Source organism: Microbacterium sp. FG3, from assembly GCF_057809335.1.
This window is the reverse complement of sequence record NZ_JBMDJT010000009.1, coordinates 69,329-84,272: the sequence shown is the minus strand read 5'-3', so window position 1 is coordinate 84,272 and position 14,944 is coordinate 69,329. Positions and strand designations below refer to the sequence as shown.

Sequence of the window (14,944 nt, the reverse complement as noted above, 5' to 3'; positions counted from 1 at the left end):
CCCCCCCCCCCCCCCCCCCCCCCCCCCCCCCCCCCCCCCCCCCCCCCCCCCCCCCACGACCCTGTCGATCGCGCACCGGCTCTCGACCGTCATCGACGCCGACGTGATCCACGTGGTCGAGGCGGGCCGGATCGTCGAGTCGGGCACGCACGCCGAGCTGCTGGCCCGCGGCGGGCTGTACGCCGAGCTGGCGGCCGAGCAGCTTGCCTCCACGCGGGTGCTCGAGACGGAGGACGAGATCGAGGCGGAGGTCGCCGCGGAGGAGGGACCGGCCGAGGCCGAGCTGGCCGGGCGCCGCGCCGACCGCGCTCCCGACGAGCCCGTCGCGGAGGGGACCGCGCTCGCGACCGGCGCCATCGCGCTCCCGCCCGCCGATCCGGAGGTGCCCGAGGCCTGATGCCCGATCAGGGCAGCAGCGCGGCGACCTCGCGGCGGAACGCCTCCAGCTCGGCCGGGTACGCGGGATCGGGGTGGTCGAGCGCGTGCCACCCGAGACGCGGCACGTCCATGCCGAGGATCGTGGAGGCGCGCGCGAGGACCGCGACCTCCGGGCCGCGCTCGCGCAGCACCTCGAGACCGGCGCGCATGGCGGCCAGCACCGCGCGGAGCACCTCGATGCGGGCCTCGCCCTGGGTGATCGACGATCCGTCCGGGCGCACCCGCCAGCGCACGACGGGATCGGCGACCGTGTCGATCCGCCGCGCCCGCGTGTACAGCTCCTGCGCGATGAGCTGATCCTCGTACAGCCCCGCCGGGAATCGCAGCCCGCGCCACATCTCGGCGCGGGTGACCTTCGACCACGCGACGATGTTGTTGACGACCTCCGGATGCTCCGCCAGCGTCGCGCCCGCGCGCGGTGGCGCGGTCGAGGCGGCGACCCACGGCTGCACGTCGCCAAGCAGGTAGCCGCGCGTGGCGGGGCGCAGCCGCCGATAGGCGCCGACGGCGATGTCGCTGCCGCTGCGCTCGAGCGCGCCCACGAGCAGGGCGAGCGCGTCGGGCTCCATCACATCGTCGGCGTCCAGGAAGCCGACGAAGGGGGTGTCGATCCGTTCCAGCCCGGCGTTGCGCGCCGCGCCCAGTCCGCGCCGCTCCGGGTGGTGCACGACGGTGAAGCGCGCATCGAGCGCCGCGAAGCCGTCGAAGTCCGCCCCGGTGCCGTCGTCCGAGCCGTCGTCGACGAGGATCGCGCGCCAGTCCTCGCGGGTCTGGGCGCGCAGCGAGGTCAGTGCCTCGTCGGCGTAGGGGGCGATGTTCCAGCCGGCCACGATCACCGTGACCGCCGCGCCGCTCACGCGAGGGGACCGTTCTCGGCCAGCGCCACCTCGGCGTTGTAGCGGAACAGCCGGGCGGGGCGGTGCTTGCCCGTGCGGAACGACTCGGTGGGCACGAGCGCCTCGGAGCCCTCGATGAGGCGGCGGAAGTTCGACGGATCCAGGCGCCGCCCGAGCACCGCCTCGTACACCTCGCGCAGCTCGGTCAGCGTGAACTCGTCGGGCAGCAGGCCGGCCGCGATGCGGCTGTAGGCCACCTTGTTGCGTAGCCGCCACAGCGCGTACGCGACGATCCGGTCGTGGTCGAACGCGAGCGCGGGCAGCGCGTCGACGTCGAACCACGCGACGTTCTCGGGCGCGGGGCGCGAGGACAGCTGCGCGTCGACGAGGTCCTGACGCAGCAGCGCCCAGTACGCGATCGAGACGACGCGGCCGGGGGAGCGGTCGACGTCGCCGAACGCGTAGAGCTGCTCGAGGTAGCTGGCGCTCAGCCCCGTCGTCCCGTCGAGAGTGCGCGCCGCGGCGTCGTCGAGCCCCTCGTCCTCGCGCAGCCAGCCGCCAGGGATCGCCCAGTCGCCGCGGAACGGGTCTCGCGTGCGCCGCACGAGCGGCAGCATGAGCGCGTCGGGGGCCTCCGGGCGCGACCGCAGGGAGAAGATCACGGTCGAGACCGCGACGCGGATACCCTCACTCACGCTACGAGGGTATCCGCGTCGGCGGGCAGGTCCGGATTGGCCGGGATCACTCGGCGGCGATCACACTGCTGAGATCACTCGGCCGGGATCACGAGACCGTCGTAGGTCTCCTCGATCCACGCCTTCGTCTCGTCCGACGTGAGCAGCTCGTAGAGCTTCTCGACGCGGGGGTCGTCCTCGAGCTCCGGGCGCGTGGCGAGGATGTTGAAGTACTCGCTGTCCTGGCCCTCGCTCAGCAGCTGCAGGTCGCTGGAGATGCCCGCGGCCGAGGCGAAGTTGAAGTTGACGACGGCGGCGTCCATCTGCTGCAGCGCGGCCGGCAGCGTGGCGGCGTCGATCTCGCTGAACTCGAAGCCCTTCGGGTTCGCCGTGATGTCGCTGATCGTCGTGGGCGCGTCGGTCGTCTCGATGAGGCCGGCCGAGGCGAGCAGCAGCAGCGCGCGCGACTCGTTCGAGGCGTCGTTCGGCAGCGCGATCGTCGCGCCCTCCGGCAGGTCCTCGAGCGACTCGACGCTCTCCGAGTACAGCGCCAGCGGCGGCAGGTACACGGGGCCGACATTGACGAGGTCGTCGCCCGCGTCCTCGTTGTAGAGGTCGAGGAACGGCCCGTGCTGGAAGAGGTTCGCGTCGTTCGCACCCTGCGACAGCGCCGGGTTGGGGGTGTTGTAGTCGCTGTACTCCTGGATCTCGATCGTCAGGCCCTCGGCGGGGGCCAGCTCGTCGGCGACGAACTGCAGCAGCTCGCCGGCCGGCACGGCGGTGGCGCCGACCGAGATCGTGCCGAGGCCCTCGCCCTCGGCGTCGGAGGATCCGCCGCAGGCCGTCAGGCCCAGGGCGAGCGCGGCGACGCCGGTGACGGCGGCCGCGGAGCGGGTGAATCGGGACATGGTGGTGCCTTTCGGTGGGGCGGTGAGAAGGATCAGGAGGCCACGACGGCCGTGACGGCGGCGCGACCGGCGGAGCGCTCGTGGTCGAGGCGCTTGGCGAGCCATTCGCCGAGCGTCTGCAGGCCCTGCACGAGCACGACGAGCACGATGACCACGCAGATGATGTACTCCGTGCTGTAGCGCTGGTGGCCGTAGCGCACGGCGAGGTCGCCGAGCCCGCCGGCGCCGATCGTGCCGGCGATCGCGGAGAAGTTGATGATCGAGACGACGGTCGTGGCGAAGCCGCGGATCATCGCGGGCAGCGACTCGGGCACGAGCACCTTCGTGAGGATCTGCCAGCGGGTGCAGCCGAGCGCCTCGGCCGCCTCGATCCGCCCGTCCGGCACCTCGCGCAGCGCGATCTCCGCGAGCCGCGCGAAGAACGGGATCGCCGAGATCGACAGCGGCACGATCGCCGCCGTCGACCCGAACGACGTGCCCAGCACGAGGAACGTGAACGGGATGAGCGCGATCATGAGGATGAGGAACGGGATCGAGCGCGTGATGTTCACGACGACCGACAGGACGATGTTGATCGCCCGTCCCGCGGCGCGGCTGCCGAAGGGGCGCTCCAGCACGCCGCCGCGATCGGTCGCCACGAGCAGCACGCCCAGCACGAGGCCGATCACGAAGGTGACGACCATCGTGGCGCCGACCATGTAGAGCGTCTCGAGCGTCGCCTTCCAGAGGTTGGCGAACAGCGTGGGCCAGAAATCCGGCGCGTTCACGTCGATCACGCGGCCACCTCCTCGACGACGATGCCCTGCTCGCGCAGGGACGCGATCGCGCGCGCCACGTCGGCGCCCGCGGGCAGCTCGAGGCGCGTGCGGCCCGACTGCACGCCGTCGATCGTCTCGATCGCCGCGCCGAGCAGTCCGATGTCGAGCCCCTGCTCGCGCGCGAGCCGCGCGATCACGGGATCCTGTGCCGTCAGCTCCGTGAACGTCAGGTCGAGCACGGTCGAACCCGGCGTGGCGGGCGCCTCGCCCAGCGGGAACAGCTGACGGGCGATGACGGATCCGGGCGTGCGCAGCAGCTCGCGCAGCCGGCCCGCCTCGACGATCCGGCCCCTCTGCATGAGCGCGGCCGACGTGCAGATCTGCTTGACGACGTCCATCTCGTGCGTGATGAGCAGGATCGTCAGCCCCAGCTCGCGGTTGAGGCGCTGCAGCAGGGCGAGGATGCTCGCGGTCGTCTCGGGGTCGAGGGCGCTCGTGGCCTCGTCGCTCAGCAGCACCTTCGGGTTCGTCGCGAGCGCGCGGGCGATGCCGACGCGCTGCTTCTGCCCGCCCGAGAGCTGGGCCGGGTAGTGGCCGGCGCGGTCGGCCAGGCCGACGAGGTCGAGGATCTCGGCGACGCGCGCCCGGCGGGCGGCGCGGCCGAGGCCCTGCGCCTCGAGCGCGAGCGAGACGTTGCCGGCGACCGTGCGCCGCGAGAGCAGGTTGAAGTGCTGGAAGATCATGCCGATGCCGTGGCGCGCCTCGCGCAGCGCGGCGCCGCTCAGGCCGGTGATGGCCCTGCCGTCGACCTCGACCGTGCCGGAGTCGGGCTTCTCGAGGCCGTTCACGGCCCGGATGAGGGTGGACTTGCCGGCGCCGGACGTGCCGACGACGCCGAAGATCTCGCCGCGCTCGACGGTCAGCGAGACGTCGTCGAGGGCGCGCGTGGGGCCGTAGCTCTTGACGAGGTGGGAGATGGTGATCATGTGCCTGCTTCAGATCGCGGCACGCCGCCGGCGCGCCGCTCCGCCGGTGGTGTCGACCCTTCGATCCTCCCCGATCCGCTCCGATCCGCCGAATCCGCGTGACGCTGTGTGACGGCGCGTTCCGTCATCCGCGCGAAACGTGCGTGGCCTAGCATGGAGCCACAACAGCACACGGGCCCCATGATCTGTCGCGGGAGAGCCCCGGTCCTCGCGCCGGGCACCGAAGGAGCAAGCCTCCCCGCCAATCTCTCAGGTATGCGTACCGCGCAGATCGGGCCACTCTGGAAAGCGGAGCCCACGCTCCCGCCGACGGTGAAAGACGGGCTCGGCCCGTCGAAACTCTCAGGCCGATGACAGAGGGGGAGTTCGCACGGCGCCGCTCGGCGCGTGCCGGACTCAGGGAGCCCCGCATGGAGTCACCGCCCGTCGCCCCGCGCGACACCCCGCTGCGCGCCGAGCACGAGGCGCTCGGCGCGAGCTTCACCGACTTCGGCGGCTGGATGATGCCGGTCCGGTACGGCTCGGACCTCGCCGAGCACCACGCCGTGCGCACCGCCGCCGGGCTGTTCGACATCTCTCACATGGGCGAGATCCTCGTCACGGGTGAGCGCGCCGGGGCATTCCTCGACTTCGCGCTCGCGGGCCGGCTGTCGGCGCTCGCCGTCGGCAAGGCCAAGTACACGATGATCCTCGCCGAGGACGGCGGGATCATCGACGACCTCATCGTCTACCGGCTCGCGGACGACCGCTTCCTCGTCGTCGCCAACGCCGGCAACCGCGATGCGGTGGCGCAGGCGCTGCAGGAGCGCGCGTCGGCCTTCCGCTCGTCGACCGGAGCGGCGCAGCCGCGGAGCGGAGACGGGTCGAGCGAGGGCAGCGAGCCGAGACCGCTCGAGGTCACGGTCGAGGACGTCACCGACGCGCACGCCCTCCTCGCCGTGCAGGGCCCCGCCGCCCAGGCGATCCTCGAGGCGACGCGCAGCATCACCGAGCTCGACACGCCCTGGGCCGAGCAGCGGTACTACGCCTGGGCCAGCGCGCGCTTCGACGGCGCGCCGCTGCTCATCGCGCGCACCGGCTACACCGGCGAGGACGGCTTCGAGCTGATGATCCCCGTCGACCGCGCCGCCTCCCTGTGGCGGGCGGTGCTCGCCGCGGGCGAGCCGCACGGGCTCGTGCCGGCGGGACTCGCCGCGCGCGACACGCTGCGCCTCGAGGCGGGCATGCCGCTGTACGGCCACGAGCTCTCGCGCGACGTCGTCCCGGTGCAGGCCGGGCTCGGTCGCGTGATCCCGGCCGACAGGACCGGCTTCATCGGCGAGGCGGCGAAGGAACCGCGCCCCGAGGCGCCGGTCCTGGTGGGCCTGACGACGGAGGGCCGCCGCGCCGGGCGCGCCGGCTACCCCGTCTATCGCGGCGACGAGCGCGTCGGCGAGCTCACGAGCGGCGCCCTCAGCCCCACCCTCGGCCACCCCATCGCCATGGCGTACGTCCGCCCGGACGCCGCCTCCGCCACCGACCTGACCATCGACGTCCGCGGCACGCGCATCCCCGCTGCCGTCGCCGCCCTGCCCTTCTACCGGAGGAACTCATGACCGACCTCGCCGCCCTCAAGTACACCGCCGAGCACGAGTGGGTCGCCGTCGACGGCGACGTCGCGACGATCGGCATCACCGACTACGCCGCCGACCAGCTCGGCGACGTCGTCTACGTCGACCTGCCCGCCGACAACGCCGCGCTCACGGCCGGCCAGGTGATGGGCGAGATCGAGTCCACCAAGTCGGTCTCGGAGCTGTACGCGCCCGTCGACGGCGAAGTCATCGCCCTCAACGGCCAGGTCGACGCCGACCCGTCGCTCGTCAATCAGGACCCGTTCGGTGCCGGGTGGCTCGTGCGCGTGCAGCTGTCGGGCCAGCCGCTGGCCGGCCTCATGGACCGTGACGCCTACGTCGCGCTGACGGGTGGCGAGGCGTGAGCGACTACGCCCGCCGCCACATCGGCACCTCGGAGGCCGACCACGCGGCGATGCTCGAGGCGATCGGCATCGAGCCGGCGCGCGACGAGGTGCGGGTGACCGAGCGGCTCATCGCGCAGGCGCTGCCCGCCGCGATCCGCGCGGACGAGGCCACGTCGGGCGTCATGCCGCGCACCGGCGTGAGCGAGGCCGAGGCGCTCGCCGAGCTGCGGGCGCTCGCCGCGAAGAACAGGGTGCTCTCGCCGATGATCGGGCTCGGATACAGCGATACGATCACGCCCAGCGTGATCCAGCGCAACGTGTTCGAGAACCCGTCCTGGTACACCGCGTACACGCCCTACCAGCCGGAGATCTCGCAGGGGCGTCTCGAGGCGCTGCTGAACTTCCAGACGATGGTGGGAGACCTCACCGGCCTGCCCGTCGCGAACGCGTCGATGCTCGACGAGTCCACGGCCGCCGCCGAGGGCATGCTGCTGGCGCGCCGGGCGGTGCGCGGCGGATCGAACCTGTTCGCCGTCGACGCCGACACCCTGCCGCAGACGAAGGCCGTGCTGGCCGTGCGGGCCGAGGCGCTCGGCATCGAGCTCGTCGAGGTGGACCTCGCCGCGGGTGAGACGCTGCCGGAGGAGCTGTTCGGCGCGCTCATCCAGTACCCCGGTGCCTCCGGGCGGGTGTGGGACCCGTCCGCCGCGATCGACGCCGTGCACGTCGCCGGCGGCCAGGCCGTCGTCGCCGCCGACATCATGGCGCTCGTGCTGCTGGCCTCGCCCGGGTCGATGGGCGCCGACATCGTCGTGGGCTCGACGCAGCGCTTCGGCGTGCCGCTCGGCTTCGGCGGCCCCCACGCCGGGTACATGGCCGTGCGCCAGGGCCTCGAGCGCCAGCTGCCCGGGCGCCTCGTGGGCGTCTCGGTCGACGCCGACGGCGCCCCGGCCTACCGCCTCGCGCTGCAGACGCGCGAGCAGCACATCCGCCGCGAGAAGGCGACGAGCAACATCTGCACCGCGCAGGTGCTGCTGGCCGTGATGGCGGCGATGTACGCCGTCTACCACGGGCCGGACGGGCTGCGCTCGATCGCCTCGGGCATCGCGTCCCGAGCCCGCCTGCTGGCGGACTGGATCGTCGAGACCGGCGCGGAGGTCGTGCACGGCAGCTTCTTCGACACAGTCGAGGCGCGCGTCCCGGGTCGGGCCGACGCGATCGTCGCCCGCGCACGCGAGCTCGGCGTCCAGCTCCGGCTCGTCGACGTCGACACCGTCGGCATCGCGGTCGGGGAGGCCACGACGCTGACCGACCTGCATCGCGTGGCGCTCGCCTTCGGCGGGCCGGAGGAACGCTCCTTCGGCACCTTCGGAGTGGGATCCGACGCGCTGCCGGACCCGCTCCGCCGCACCGACGAGATCCTCACGCACCCCGTCTTCCGCACGCACCACTCCGAGACGGCGATGATGCGCTACCTCAAGCGCCTCGCCGACAGCGACTACGCGCTCGACCGCGGCATGATCCCGCTCGGCTCCTGCACGATGAAGCTCAACGCCGCGACCGCGATGGCGGCGGTGTCGTGGCCGGAGTTCTCGCGGATCCACCCGTTCGCACCGCGCGAGGACGTGGCCGGCTCGCTCGAGCTCATCCACCAGCTGGAGGGATGGCTCGCCGACCTCACGGGCTACGACACCGTCTCGCTGCAGCCGAATGCCGGCTCGCAGGGCGAGCTCGCCGGGCTCCTCGCGATCCGCGGCTACCACCTCTCGCGCGGCGACGAGCACCGCGACGTCTGCCTGATCCCGTCGTCGGCACACGGCACGAACGCCGCCTCGGCGGTGCTGGCCGGCATGCGCGTGGTCGTCGTGGCCTGCGACGAGCTCGGCAACGTCGACCTCGGCGACCTGCGCGCGAAGATCGCCGAGCACGCCGATACGCTCGCCGCGCTCATGATCACGTACCCGTCCACGCACGGCGTGTACGAGGCCGACGTGCTCGAGATCACGGCCGCGGTGCACGAGGCCGGCGGCCAGGTGTACATCGACGGCGCCAACCTCAACGCGCTGCTCGGCCACGCGCGCTTCGGCGACCTGGGCGGCGACGTGTCGCACCTCAACCTGCACAAGACGTTCGCGATCCCGCACGGCGGTGGCGGCCCGGGCGTCGGCCCGGTGGCGGCGAAGGCGCACCTCGCGCCGTTCCTGCCGAATCACCCGCTCGCGCAGGATGCGACCGAGGGCATCGGACCGGTGTCGTCCGCGCCCTACGGCTCGGCGAGCATCCTGCCGATCTCGTGGGCCTACATCCGCATGATGGGGCTCGAGGGCCTCACGGAGGCGACCGACGCCGCGGTGCTCGGTGCCAACTACATCGCCGCGCGCCTGGCCGAGCACTACCCGGTGCTGTACGCCGGCGCGGAGGGACGGGTCGCGCACGAGTGCATCCTCGACCTGCGCCCGCTCAAGGCGGTCACGGGCATCTCGAACGACGACGTCGCCAAGCGGCTCATCGACTACGGCTTCCACGCCCCGACCATGTCGTTCCCCGTCGCGGGCACGCTCATGGTCGAGCCCACGGAGTCGGAGGACCGCGCCGAGCTCGACCGCTTCGTCGAGGCGATGATCGCGATCAAGGCCGAGGCGGAGCGCGTGGCCGCGGGGGAGTGGCCGGCGGGCGACAACCCGCTCCTGAACGCGCCGCACACCGCCGCCGCGCTCGTGGGCGAGTGGGATCACCCGTACTCGCGCGAGGAGGCGGTCTTCCCGGCCGGCATCACGGCGGCCAAGTACTGGCCGCCGGTGCGCCGGATCGATCAGGCCTACGGCGACCGCAACCTCGTGTGCGCGTGCCCGCCGATCGAGGCCTTCGCCTGATCGGCTGCTCCGGCTAGAGCCCGGCCTCACGCAGGGCCGGCAGGATCCTCGTCATCATGAGCGGTGCGAGGTCTCCTGCCGGCTCGGCCATCTCCGGCACCCAGCGGATCTCCTCGATCTCGGCGGCCGGGCGGATCCCCGACACGGGCGGGTGCACGAACACTGTGCCGCGCACCGTCCAGCCCGACTCGTTCGCCGCCGGCGCGTCGAAGGTGCCCAGCAGCGTCATCCGATCCGGATCCAGCTCCACCTGCAGCTCCTCGCGCAGCTCGCGCACGGCCGCGTCGCGCGCCGACTCGCCCGGCTCGGGCTTGCCGCCCGGCTGCATGAACGTGGTCGTGCCGCGCTTGCGCACGGCCAGGATGTCGCCGGTCTCCGGGTGCCGCAGCACGACGGCGCTGACGGTGACGACGCGCGCGGCGTGGTCGAGCGCGTGATGCGCGCTCACGCCGGCTCCGCCGCGTTCTCGAGGCCGGTCGTCGTCTCGAAGCGCGCCGATCCGGGGTGCTCGAGCGCCACGCGGATCCGCTCGCGCATGTCGTCGCTCATCCGCTCGTCGGCCAGCCGGTCGATCGGGCACCACCAGGCCCGCACGTTCTCGCCGTCGGCGGGGTGCGGATCGCCCGACACCCAGCGGCAGCGGACGGTGATGTCGAGGTACTGCGCGACGTCGCCGTTCGCATACCGCATGGGCGGCAGCGCGTGCACCCACACGAGGGCCTCGGGCTCGGCGACGACGCCGGCCTCCTCGAGCGTCTCGCGCACGCCCGCGACGGCCGGCTCCTCGCCCGGATCGACGATCCCCGTGACGGGCGTGACGCTGCCGTTGTCGGCGCGCTCCACGAGCAGCACGGCGTCGTCCTTCACGACGACAGCCGTGACGCCGGTGAGCCAGAGCGGATCGTGCCCGATCCGCTCGCGCAGCCGCAGGATGAACTCGGGCGTCGCCATGCCCCCAGCCTAGGAGCCCCCGCGGCGTGGCGGGCTCGGGCTGCTCGACGGCCCGCCGCCCGGCCGCGCGCTCCGGTCGCCCGCGCGACCGCCTCTAGGCTCGAGCGGTGACCTTCGTCGACACACCCGTCCTGCACAACGACATCGTGCGGCTGGAGCCGCTTCGTCCGGAGCACGCCCCCGACCTCGCGGAGGCGGTCGCCTTCGACGACCTGTGGCGCCGCACCTGGTTCTCGCGACTTCCGGCGCCCGACGAGGTCCCCGCCGAGATCGAGCGCCGCCTCGCGCGGCAGGCGGCGGGCGAGATGGCGCCCTGGGCCGTCGTCGAGCCCGCCACCGGCCGGGCGATCGGGATGACCTCGATCTGCAGCGTCTCGCCCGCCGATCTGCGCGTGGAGATCGGATACACCTGGCTGCGTGCCGACGCGCACGGCACCGGCATCAATCCCGCAGCCAAGCTGCTGCTGCTCGCCCGCGCGTTCGACGACCTCGGCTGCGTGCGCGTCGAGATCCGCGCCCACTGGCACAACCACCGCTCCCGCGCCGCGATCGAGCGGCTGGGCGCCCGCCTCGACGGCGTGCTGCGCAGTCACCTGCGCATGCCCGACGGCACGTGGCGCGACACGATGGTGTACTCGATCCTCGCGACCGAGTGGCCGCAGGTGCGCCGCGGCCTCGAGTCCCGCCTCGAGCCGCGCAACCCTTAATCCGCAAGTCTGTGCCAAGTCCGTACGGTACTCGGCGCGGATTTGGCACAGACTTGCGGACTCAGCGGTTGAGCAGCTGCGCGAGACCGTGCAGATGCGTGGTGCGGGGCGGGCGGACCACCGGCACGCCGGCCGCCTCCAGCGCCAGACCGAGACGCTCGGGCGCCCGCAACTCGTTCCAGCCCCAGCGGGCGAAACCGCGCATCGAGCGGCGCAGCGCATCCTCCCGCTTCTTCTCCCGGATGACGGCATCCGCCGCGTCGCCGATGGCGTACTTCGTGTCGCCGTCGGCCTCGCCGATCACCTGCTGATCGGGCCACTCGAAGTCGGCGCGGTACTCAGCGCCATCGATCACGAAGCGCGATTGCAGGCGGGGGATCGGGAGCCCCAGCCACTCGATCGCAGCGCGGCTGATCGACTCGAGGACGGACTCGGAGAGCGGAGTTGCATGTTCGAGAGGCCAGGCTGCGACGGCCCGTCCGCGCCCGCTGCGACGCGCGTCATTCGCCAGCAGCAGGCGCTCGCGCGAGCACGCCCCCGTACGGAGGAGCGCGTCGGCCACCGCGAGCCCGTAGGCGGGATGGCGGCTGCGCGCGAGGTCGACGGCAGTCGCGACCGCCGTCGTCGCGCAGACGCCGAGGCTGTCGGCGAGGTCCGGCTCCTCGACAGCGTGGTGCCCTTGGACGTTACCCACGCGGCGGGCATCGCCCTTGCGAGCGACGAGCACATGGATCGTGCGGAGATCGCCGAGCACGGGTAGCCCCCACAGCGCGGCGGCTGACTCGTGGGTGAACACGACGGCCGGGCGCTTCAGGGCCAGCGCGTGGATGCGAGCAAGGTACTTCTGCCAGGGCGGCAGAGCGGCCCACTGTTCCGCGGGCGCGAACACTCCTGCGCGAACCCGGTGGAGCGTTCGCGATTCGATGTCGCGGCGCATCGAACGGTCATCCGAACGCCGCAGAAGCGGCACGGGGCTGGGCTGCAGCGAGGCGGCGAGGACGTCGGCAGTCGGGCTTGTCATGCCTTCCACGGTCCCAGCGCCTTCCGCGCGCCGGTCTCCTGGCGCTCGATCTGTGAACCGATCCGCTCCTCCGCCGGGCTGGGGACGAGTCGGGGCGCGGCGAGTACGCAAGTCTGTGCCGAATCCGGCCGTTCGAGCGCCCGGACTTGGCACAGACTTGCGGATCTCCTCCGGTCCGAGCCGCTAGGGAAGGTAGGGGGCGAAGAGGGGGTAGCCCACGAAGGCGATGGCGTCGATCAGCGTGTGCGCGATCACGAGGGGCATGACGCGCCGCCAGCGCAGGTACACCCACGCGAAGACGACGCCCATCACGACGTTCCCGAGCATCATCGCCGGGCCCTGGTACGCGTGGTAGGCGCCGCGCAGCAGGGCGATCGCGAGGATCGTGGTCCACGGGCGCCAGCCCAGCTCGCGCAGGCGCTCGCCGAGGTAGCCGTTCAGGATGACCTCCTCGAGCAGCCCGGCGCGCAGCGCCGACAGCAGCAGGAGGGGGATCGTCCACCAGGCGGCGTCGAGCCCGGCCGCCTGCACCTGCACGGTCAGGCCCAGCGCGCGCGAGCCGGCGTAGAGGGCCGCCCCCGGCACCCCGATCGCGGCGAGCAGCGCGACGGCGAGGCCGAGGTCGCGCCCGAAGCGCGAGAAGTCGAGCCCGATGCGGCGCAGCGCGCTGCGGCCCGGCTCCCACAGGAGGTACACGACGAGCGCGACGAGGGCGAGGTCGAAGAAGACGTCGAGCACGCGGTAGACCGCGTCCCACACGGCGTCGTCCGCCCGCGACGGGTTCAGCGCCGCCGACTGCTCGGAAAGCGGCGCGCGCGTCAGCGCGCGCACGAGCGAGAGCACCGAGTACAGCGCGGACTGTCCGAGCGAAAGCGCCAGGACGATGCCGATTTCCCACCACAGCCGTGCGCGCGCCACCCCGCCAGCGTGCCACACGCGCAGGCCGTCAGCAGAATGCTCAGCGGCCGTGTGCGCGCGTTACGGCGATGTAACAGTTCGCGATGCGAGTTGGCGCGATGGTCGCACCGTGCCTATCGTCGTCGCTATCGCCTGCGCCCGAGTGGGCAGGCTCAATCCCTTCCCTGGAGGAAAAACCCAATGAAGCGCAACAAGGTCGCCCTTTCGGGCGTCGCGCTGCTCGGCCTCGGCGGCATGCTGCTCGCCGGGTGCGCGAGCGGCGATGGTGGCAGCGGCGACGGCGGCAACGGCGCCGGCGGCGACGCGATCGTCACCACCAACGGCACGGAGCCGCAGAACCCGCTGATCCCGACCAACACCAACGAGGTCGGTGGCGGCAAGATCCTCGACAGCATCTTCTCGGGTCTGATCTCGTACAACGCCGACGGCTCGGTCGAGAACGAGGTCGCCGAGTCGATCACGGTCGACTCGCCGACGCAGCTCACCGTCAAGATCAAGGAGGGCCTGACCTTCACCGACGGTGAAGAGGTCACGGCCGACAACTTCATCAAGGCGTGGAACTACGGCGCAGCGCTCGACAACCAGCAGCTCTCGAGCTACTTCTTCGAGGACATCGAGGGCTTCAGCTGGGACGAGAACGTCGAGGAGCTCTCGGGCCTGCAGCAGGTCGACGAGTACACCTTCACGATCACGCTCAACAAGCCGGCCACCGACTTCGCTCAGCGCCTCGGCTACTCGGCCTTCTACCCGCTCCCGGACGTCGCGTTCGAGGACATGGAGGCCTTCGGCGAGTCGCCCATCGGCAACGGCCCGTACAAGCTGGCCAGCGAGGACGCCTGGGTCCACGACGAGGGCATCTCGCTCGTCGTGAACGAGGAGTACGAGGGCCCGCGCGAGCCGCAGAACGACGGCCTCGACATCCGCTTCTACGCCTCGCAGGACGCCGCCTACGCCGACCTGCTCTCGGGCGAGCTCGACGTGCTCGACCAGATCCCCGAGGCCGCTCTCGAGACGTACCAGGACGAGCTCGGCGACAACTGGGTCAACCAGCCCGCCGCGATCTTCCAGTCGTTCACGATCCCCGAGTACCTCCCGCACTTCGAGGGCGAGGAGGGCGTGCTGCGCCGTCAGGCCATCTCGATGGCGATCAACCGCGAGGAGATCACCGACGTGATCTTCCAGGGCACCCGCACGCCGGCCAGCGACTTCACGTCGCCCGTGATCGACGGCTGGAGCGAGGAGCTCGAGGGCGCCGAGGTGCTGGAGTACAACCCCGAGCGCGCGCAGGAGCTGTGGGCCGAGGCCGACGCCATCAGCCCGTGGGAGGGCACGTTCGAGATCGCCTACAACTCGGACGGCGGCCACCAGGGCTGGGTCGACGCGGTCGCCAACTCGATCGCCGGCACGCTCGACATCGACGCGGCCGGTGCGCCGTACCCCGACTTCGCCGGTCTGCGCGAAGAGGTCACGAACCGCACCATCACGACGGCGTTCCGCACGGGATGGCAGGCCGACTACCCGGGCCTGTACAACTTCCTCGGCCCGCTCTACGCGACCAACGCCGGATCGAACGACGGCGACTACTCGAACCCCGAGTTCGACGAGCTGCTGTCGCAGGGCATCAGCGCGACCGACCCGGACGAGGCGAACGCGCTGTTCCAGCAGGCGCAGGAGATCCTCCTCCAGGATCTGCCCGCCACCCCGCTGTGGTACTCGAACGTCACCGGCGGCTGGGCCGACACGGTCGACAACGTCGAGTTCGGCTGGAACTCGGTGCCGCTGCACTACAACATCACCAAGGGCTGACCGGGCCTGAGATGATCCGCTGCGAGGCGGTGGCGTACACGCCACCGCCTCGCACCATGTCGCCGGCACACCGTTCTCCCAGTTTCGGGAGCGGAGGATGGCCGAGCGGGT

General features: G+C 72.1%; 14 protein-coding genes, 1 pseudogene and 2 riboswitches. Of the genes and pseudogenes, 6 read left to right on the top strand and 9 right to left on the bottom strand.

Annotation, left to right across the window (positions count from 1 at the left end):
* A pseudogene (locus ACODR5_RS05165) lies at window positions 1-397 on the top strand (hypothetical protein); the annotation flags it as partial.
* A gap of 7 nt (window positions 398-404) precedes the next feature.
* Here the strand turns inward: ACODR5_RS05165 and ACODR5_RS05160 are convergent.
* From ACODR5_RS05160 to ACODR5_RS05140, 5 genes are all read right to left on the bottom strand, one after another.
* On the bottom strand, window positions 405-1,295 hold the full coding sequence (locus ACODR5_RS05160) for a glycosyltransferase family 2 protein (RefSeq protein ID WP_488982939.1): 891 nt from the start codon (window positions 1,293-1,295) through the stop codon (window positions 405-407).
* Window positions 1,292-1,891, bottom strand: coding sequence for an NUDIX hydrolase (locus ACODR5_RS05155; protein ID WP_460817405.1), 600 nt, complete (start codon window positions 1,889-1,891; stop codon window positions 1,292-1,294). The genes ACODR5_RS05160 and ACODR5_RS05155 overlap by 4 nt, the downstream gene beginning before the upstream one ends.
* Before the next feature lie 152 nt (window positions 1,892-2,043).
* Window positions 2,044-2,856 carry a MetQ/NlpA family ABC transporter substrate-binding protein gene (locus ACODR5_RS05150; protein ID WP_449853407.1) on the bottom strand — a complete coding sequence of 271 codons (813 nt, stop codon included), beginning with the start codon at window positions 2,854-2,856 and terminating at the stop codon, window positions 2,044-2,046.
* A gap of 32 nt (window positions 2,857-2,888) precedes the next feature.
* The gene (locus tag ACODR5_RS05145; protein WP_449853406.1) at window positions 2,889-3,632 is read right to left on the bottom strand and encodes a methionine ABC transporter permease; all 744 of its coding nucleotides are present in this window, start codon (window positions 3,630-3,632) and stop codon (window positions 2,889-2,891) included.
* The gene (locus ACODR5_RS05140) at window positions 3,629-4,600 is read right to left on the bottom strand and encodes a methionine ABC transporter ATP-binding protein (RefSeq protein WP_460817335.1); all 972 of its coding nucleotides are present in this window, start codon (window positions 4,598-4,600) and stop codon (window positions 3,629-3,631) included. Before ACODR5_RS05140 ends, ACODR5_RS05145 begins: the two co-directional genes overlap by 4 nt.
* A 181-nt stretch (window positions 4,601-4,781) precedes the next feature.
* Window positions 4,782-4,875: riboswitch (glycine riboswitch) on the top strand.
* A riboswitch (glycine riboswitch) is annotated at window positions 4,876-4,967 on the top strand.
* A gap of 43 nt (window positions 4,968-5,010) precedes the next feature.
* Here ACODR5_RS05140 and ACODR5_RS05135 point away from each other — a divergent pair.
* From ACODR5_RS05135 to gcvP, 3 genes are read left to right on the top strand one after another with little or no spacing between them, the layout of a single operon-like run.
* Complete coding sequence (locus ACODR5_RS05135; protein ID WP_488982938.1) at window positions 5,011-6,195, top strand: glycine cleavage system aminomethyltransferase GcvT; 1,185 nt, start codon at window positions 5,011-5,013, stop codon at window positions 6,193-6,195.
* A complete protein-coding gene (gene gcvH, locus ACODR5_RS05130) occupies window positions 6,192-6,575 on the top strand; it encodes a glycine cleavage system protein GcvH (RefSeq protein ID WP_488982937.1) in 384 nt (127 codons plus the stop codon). Before ACODR5_RS05135 ends, gcvH begins: the two co-directional genes overlap by 4 nt.
* Window positions 6,576-6,625: 50 nt before the next feature.
* Complete coding sequence (gcvP, locus tag ACODR5_RS05125; RefSeq protein ID WP_488982941.1) at window positions 6,626-9,430, top strand: aminomethyl-transferring glycine dehydrogenase; 2,805 nt, start codon at window positions 6,626-6,628, stop codon at window positions 9,428-9,430.
* 13 nt (window positions 9,431-9,443) lie between these two features.
* Here the strand turns inward: gcvP and ACODR5_RS05120 are convergent, their stop codons facing one another.
* The gene (locus ACODR5_RS05120) at window positions 9,444-9,878 is read right to left on the bottom strand and encodes an NUDIX hydrolase (protein WP_488982936.1); all 435 of its coding nucleotides are present in this window, start codon (window positions 9,876-9,878) and stop codon (window positions 9,444-9,446) included.
* Complete coding sequence (locus tag ACODR5_RS05115; RefSeq protein WP_488982935.1) at window positions 9,875-10,381, bottom strand: NUDIX hydrolase; 507 nt, start codon at window positions 10,379-10,381, stop codon at window positions 9,875-9,877. The genes ACODR5_RS05120 and ACODR5_RS05115 overlap by 4 nt, the downstream gene beginning before the upstream one ends.
* A 107-nt stretch (window positions 10,382-10,488) precedes the next feature.
* Between ACODR5_RS05115 and ACODR5_RS05110 the strand changes: the two genes are divergently transcribed.
* A complete protein-coding gene (locus ACODR5_RS05110) occupies window positions 10,489-11,088 on the top strand; it encodes a GNAT family N-acetyltransferase (RefSeq protein WP_488982934.1) in 600 nt (199 codons plus the stop codon).
* A gap of 61 nt (window positions 11,089-11,149) precedes the next feature.
* Here the strand turns inward: ACODR5_RS05110 and ACODR5_RS05105 are convergent, their stop codons facing one another.
* Window positions 11,150-12,109: a hypothetical protein gene (locus ACODR5_RS05105; protein ID WP_488982933.1), complete on the bottom strand. Its 960-nt coding sequence runs from the start codon at window positions 12,107-12,109 to the stop codon at window positions 11,150-11,152.
* A 183-nt stretch (window positions 12,110-12,292) separates the two neighbouring features.
* A complete protein-coding gene (locus ACODR5_RS05100) occupies window positions 12,293-13,027 on the bottom strand; it encodes a CPBP family intramembrane glutamic endopeptidase (RefSeq protein WP_449853396.1) in 735 nt (244 codons plus the stop codon).
* Between the two features lie 180 nt (window positions 13,028-13,207).
* On the opposite strand from ACODR5_RS05100, the gene ACODR5_RS05095 reads away from it, so the two are divergent.
* Entirely contained in the window at window positions 13,208-14,833 is a 1,626-nt protein-coding gene (locus ACODR5_RS05095; RefSeq protein WP_460817350.1) for a peptide ABC transporter substrate-binding protein, read from the top strand.
* The last annotated feature ends 111 nt before the right edge of the window (window positions 14,834-14,944 follow it).

Coding starts and splice junctions, on each gene's coding strand:
- ACODR5_RS05155 (WP_460817405.1), bottom strand. CDS start 1,891: ATGCTGCCGCTCGTGCGGCGCACGCGAGACCCGTTCCGCGGCGACTGG.
- ACODR5_RS05150 (WP_449853407.1), bottom strand. CDS start 2,856: ATGTCCCGATTCACCCGCTCCGCGGCCGCCGTCACCGGCGTCGCCGCG.
- ACODR5_RS05140 (WP_460817335.1), bottom strand. CDS start 4,600: ATGATCACCATCTCCCACCTCGTCAAGAGCTACGGCCCCACGCGCGCC.
- ACODR5_RS05135 (WP_488982938.1), top strand. CDS start 5,011: ATGGAGTCACCGCCCGTCGCCCCGCGCGACACCCCGCTGCGCGCCGAG.
- gcvH (WP_488982937.1), top strand. CDS start 6,192: ATGACCGACCTCGCCGCCCTCAAGTACACCGCCGAGCACGAGTGGGTC.
- gcvP (WP_488982941.1), top strand. CDS start 6,626: ATGCTCGAGGCGATCGGCATCGAGCCGGCGCGCGACGAGGTGCGGGTG.
- ACODR5_RS05115 (WP_488982935.1), bottom strand. CDS start 10,381: ATGGCGACGCCCGAGTTCATCCTGCGGCTGCGCGAGCGGATCGGGCAC.
- ACODR5_RS05105 (WP_488982933.1), bottom strand. CDS start 12,109: ATGACAAGCCCGACTGCCGACGTCCTCGCCGCCTCGCTGCAGCCCAGC.
- ACODR5_RS05095 (WP_460817350.1), top strand. CDS start 13,208: ATGAAGCGCAACAAGGTCGCCCTTTCGGGCGTCGCGCTGCTCGGCCTC.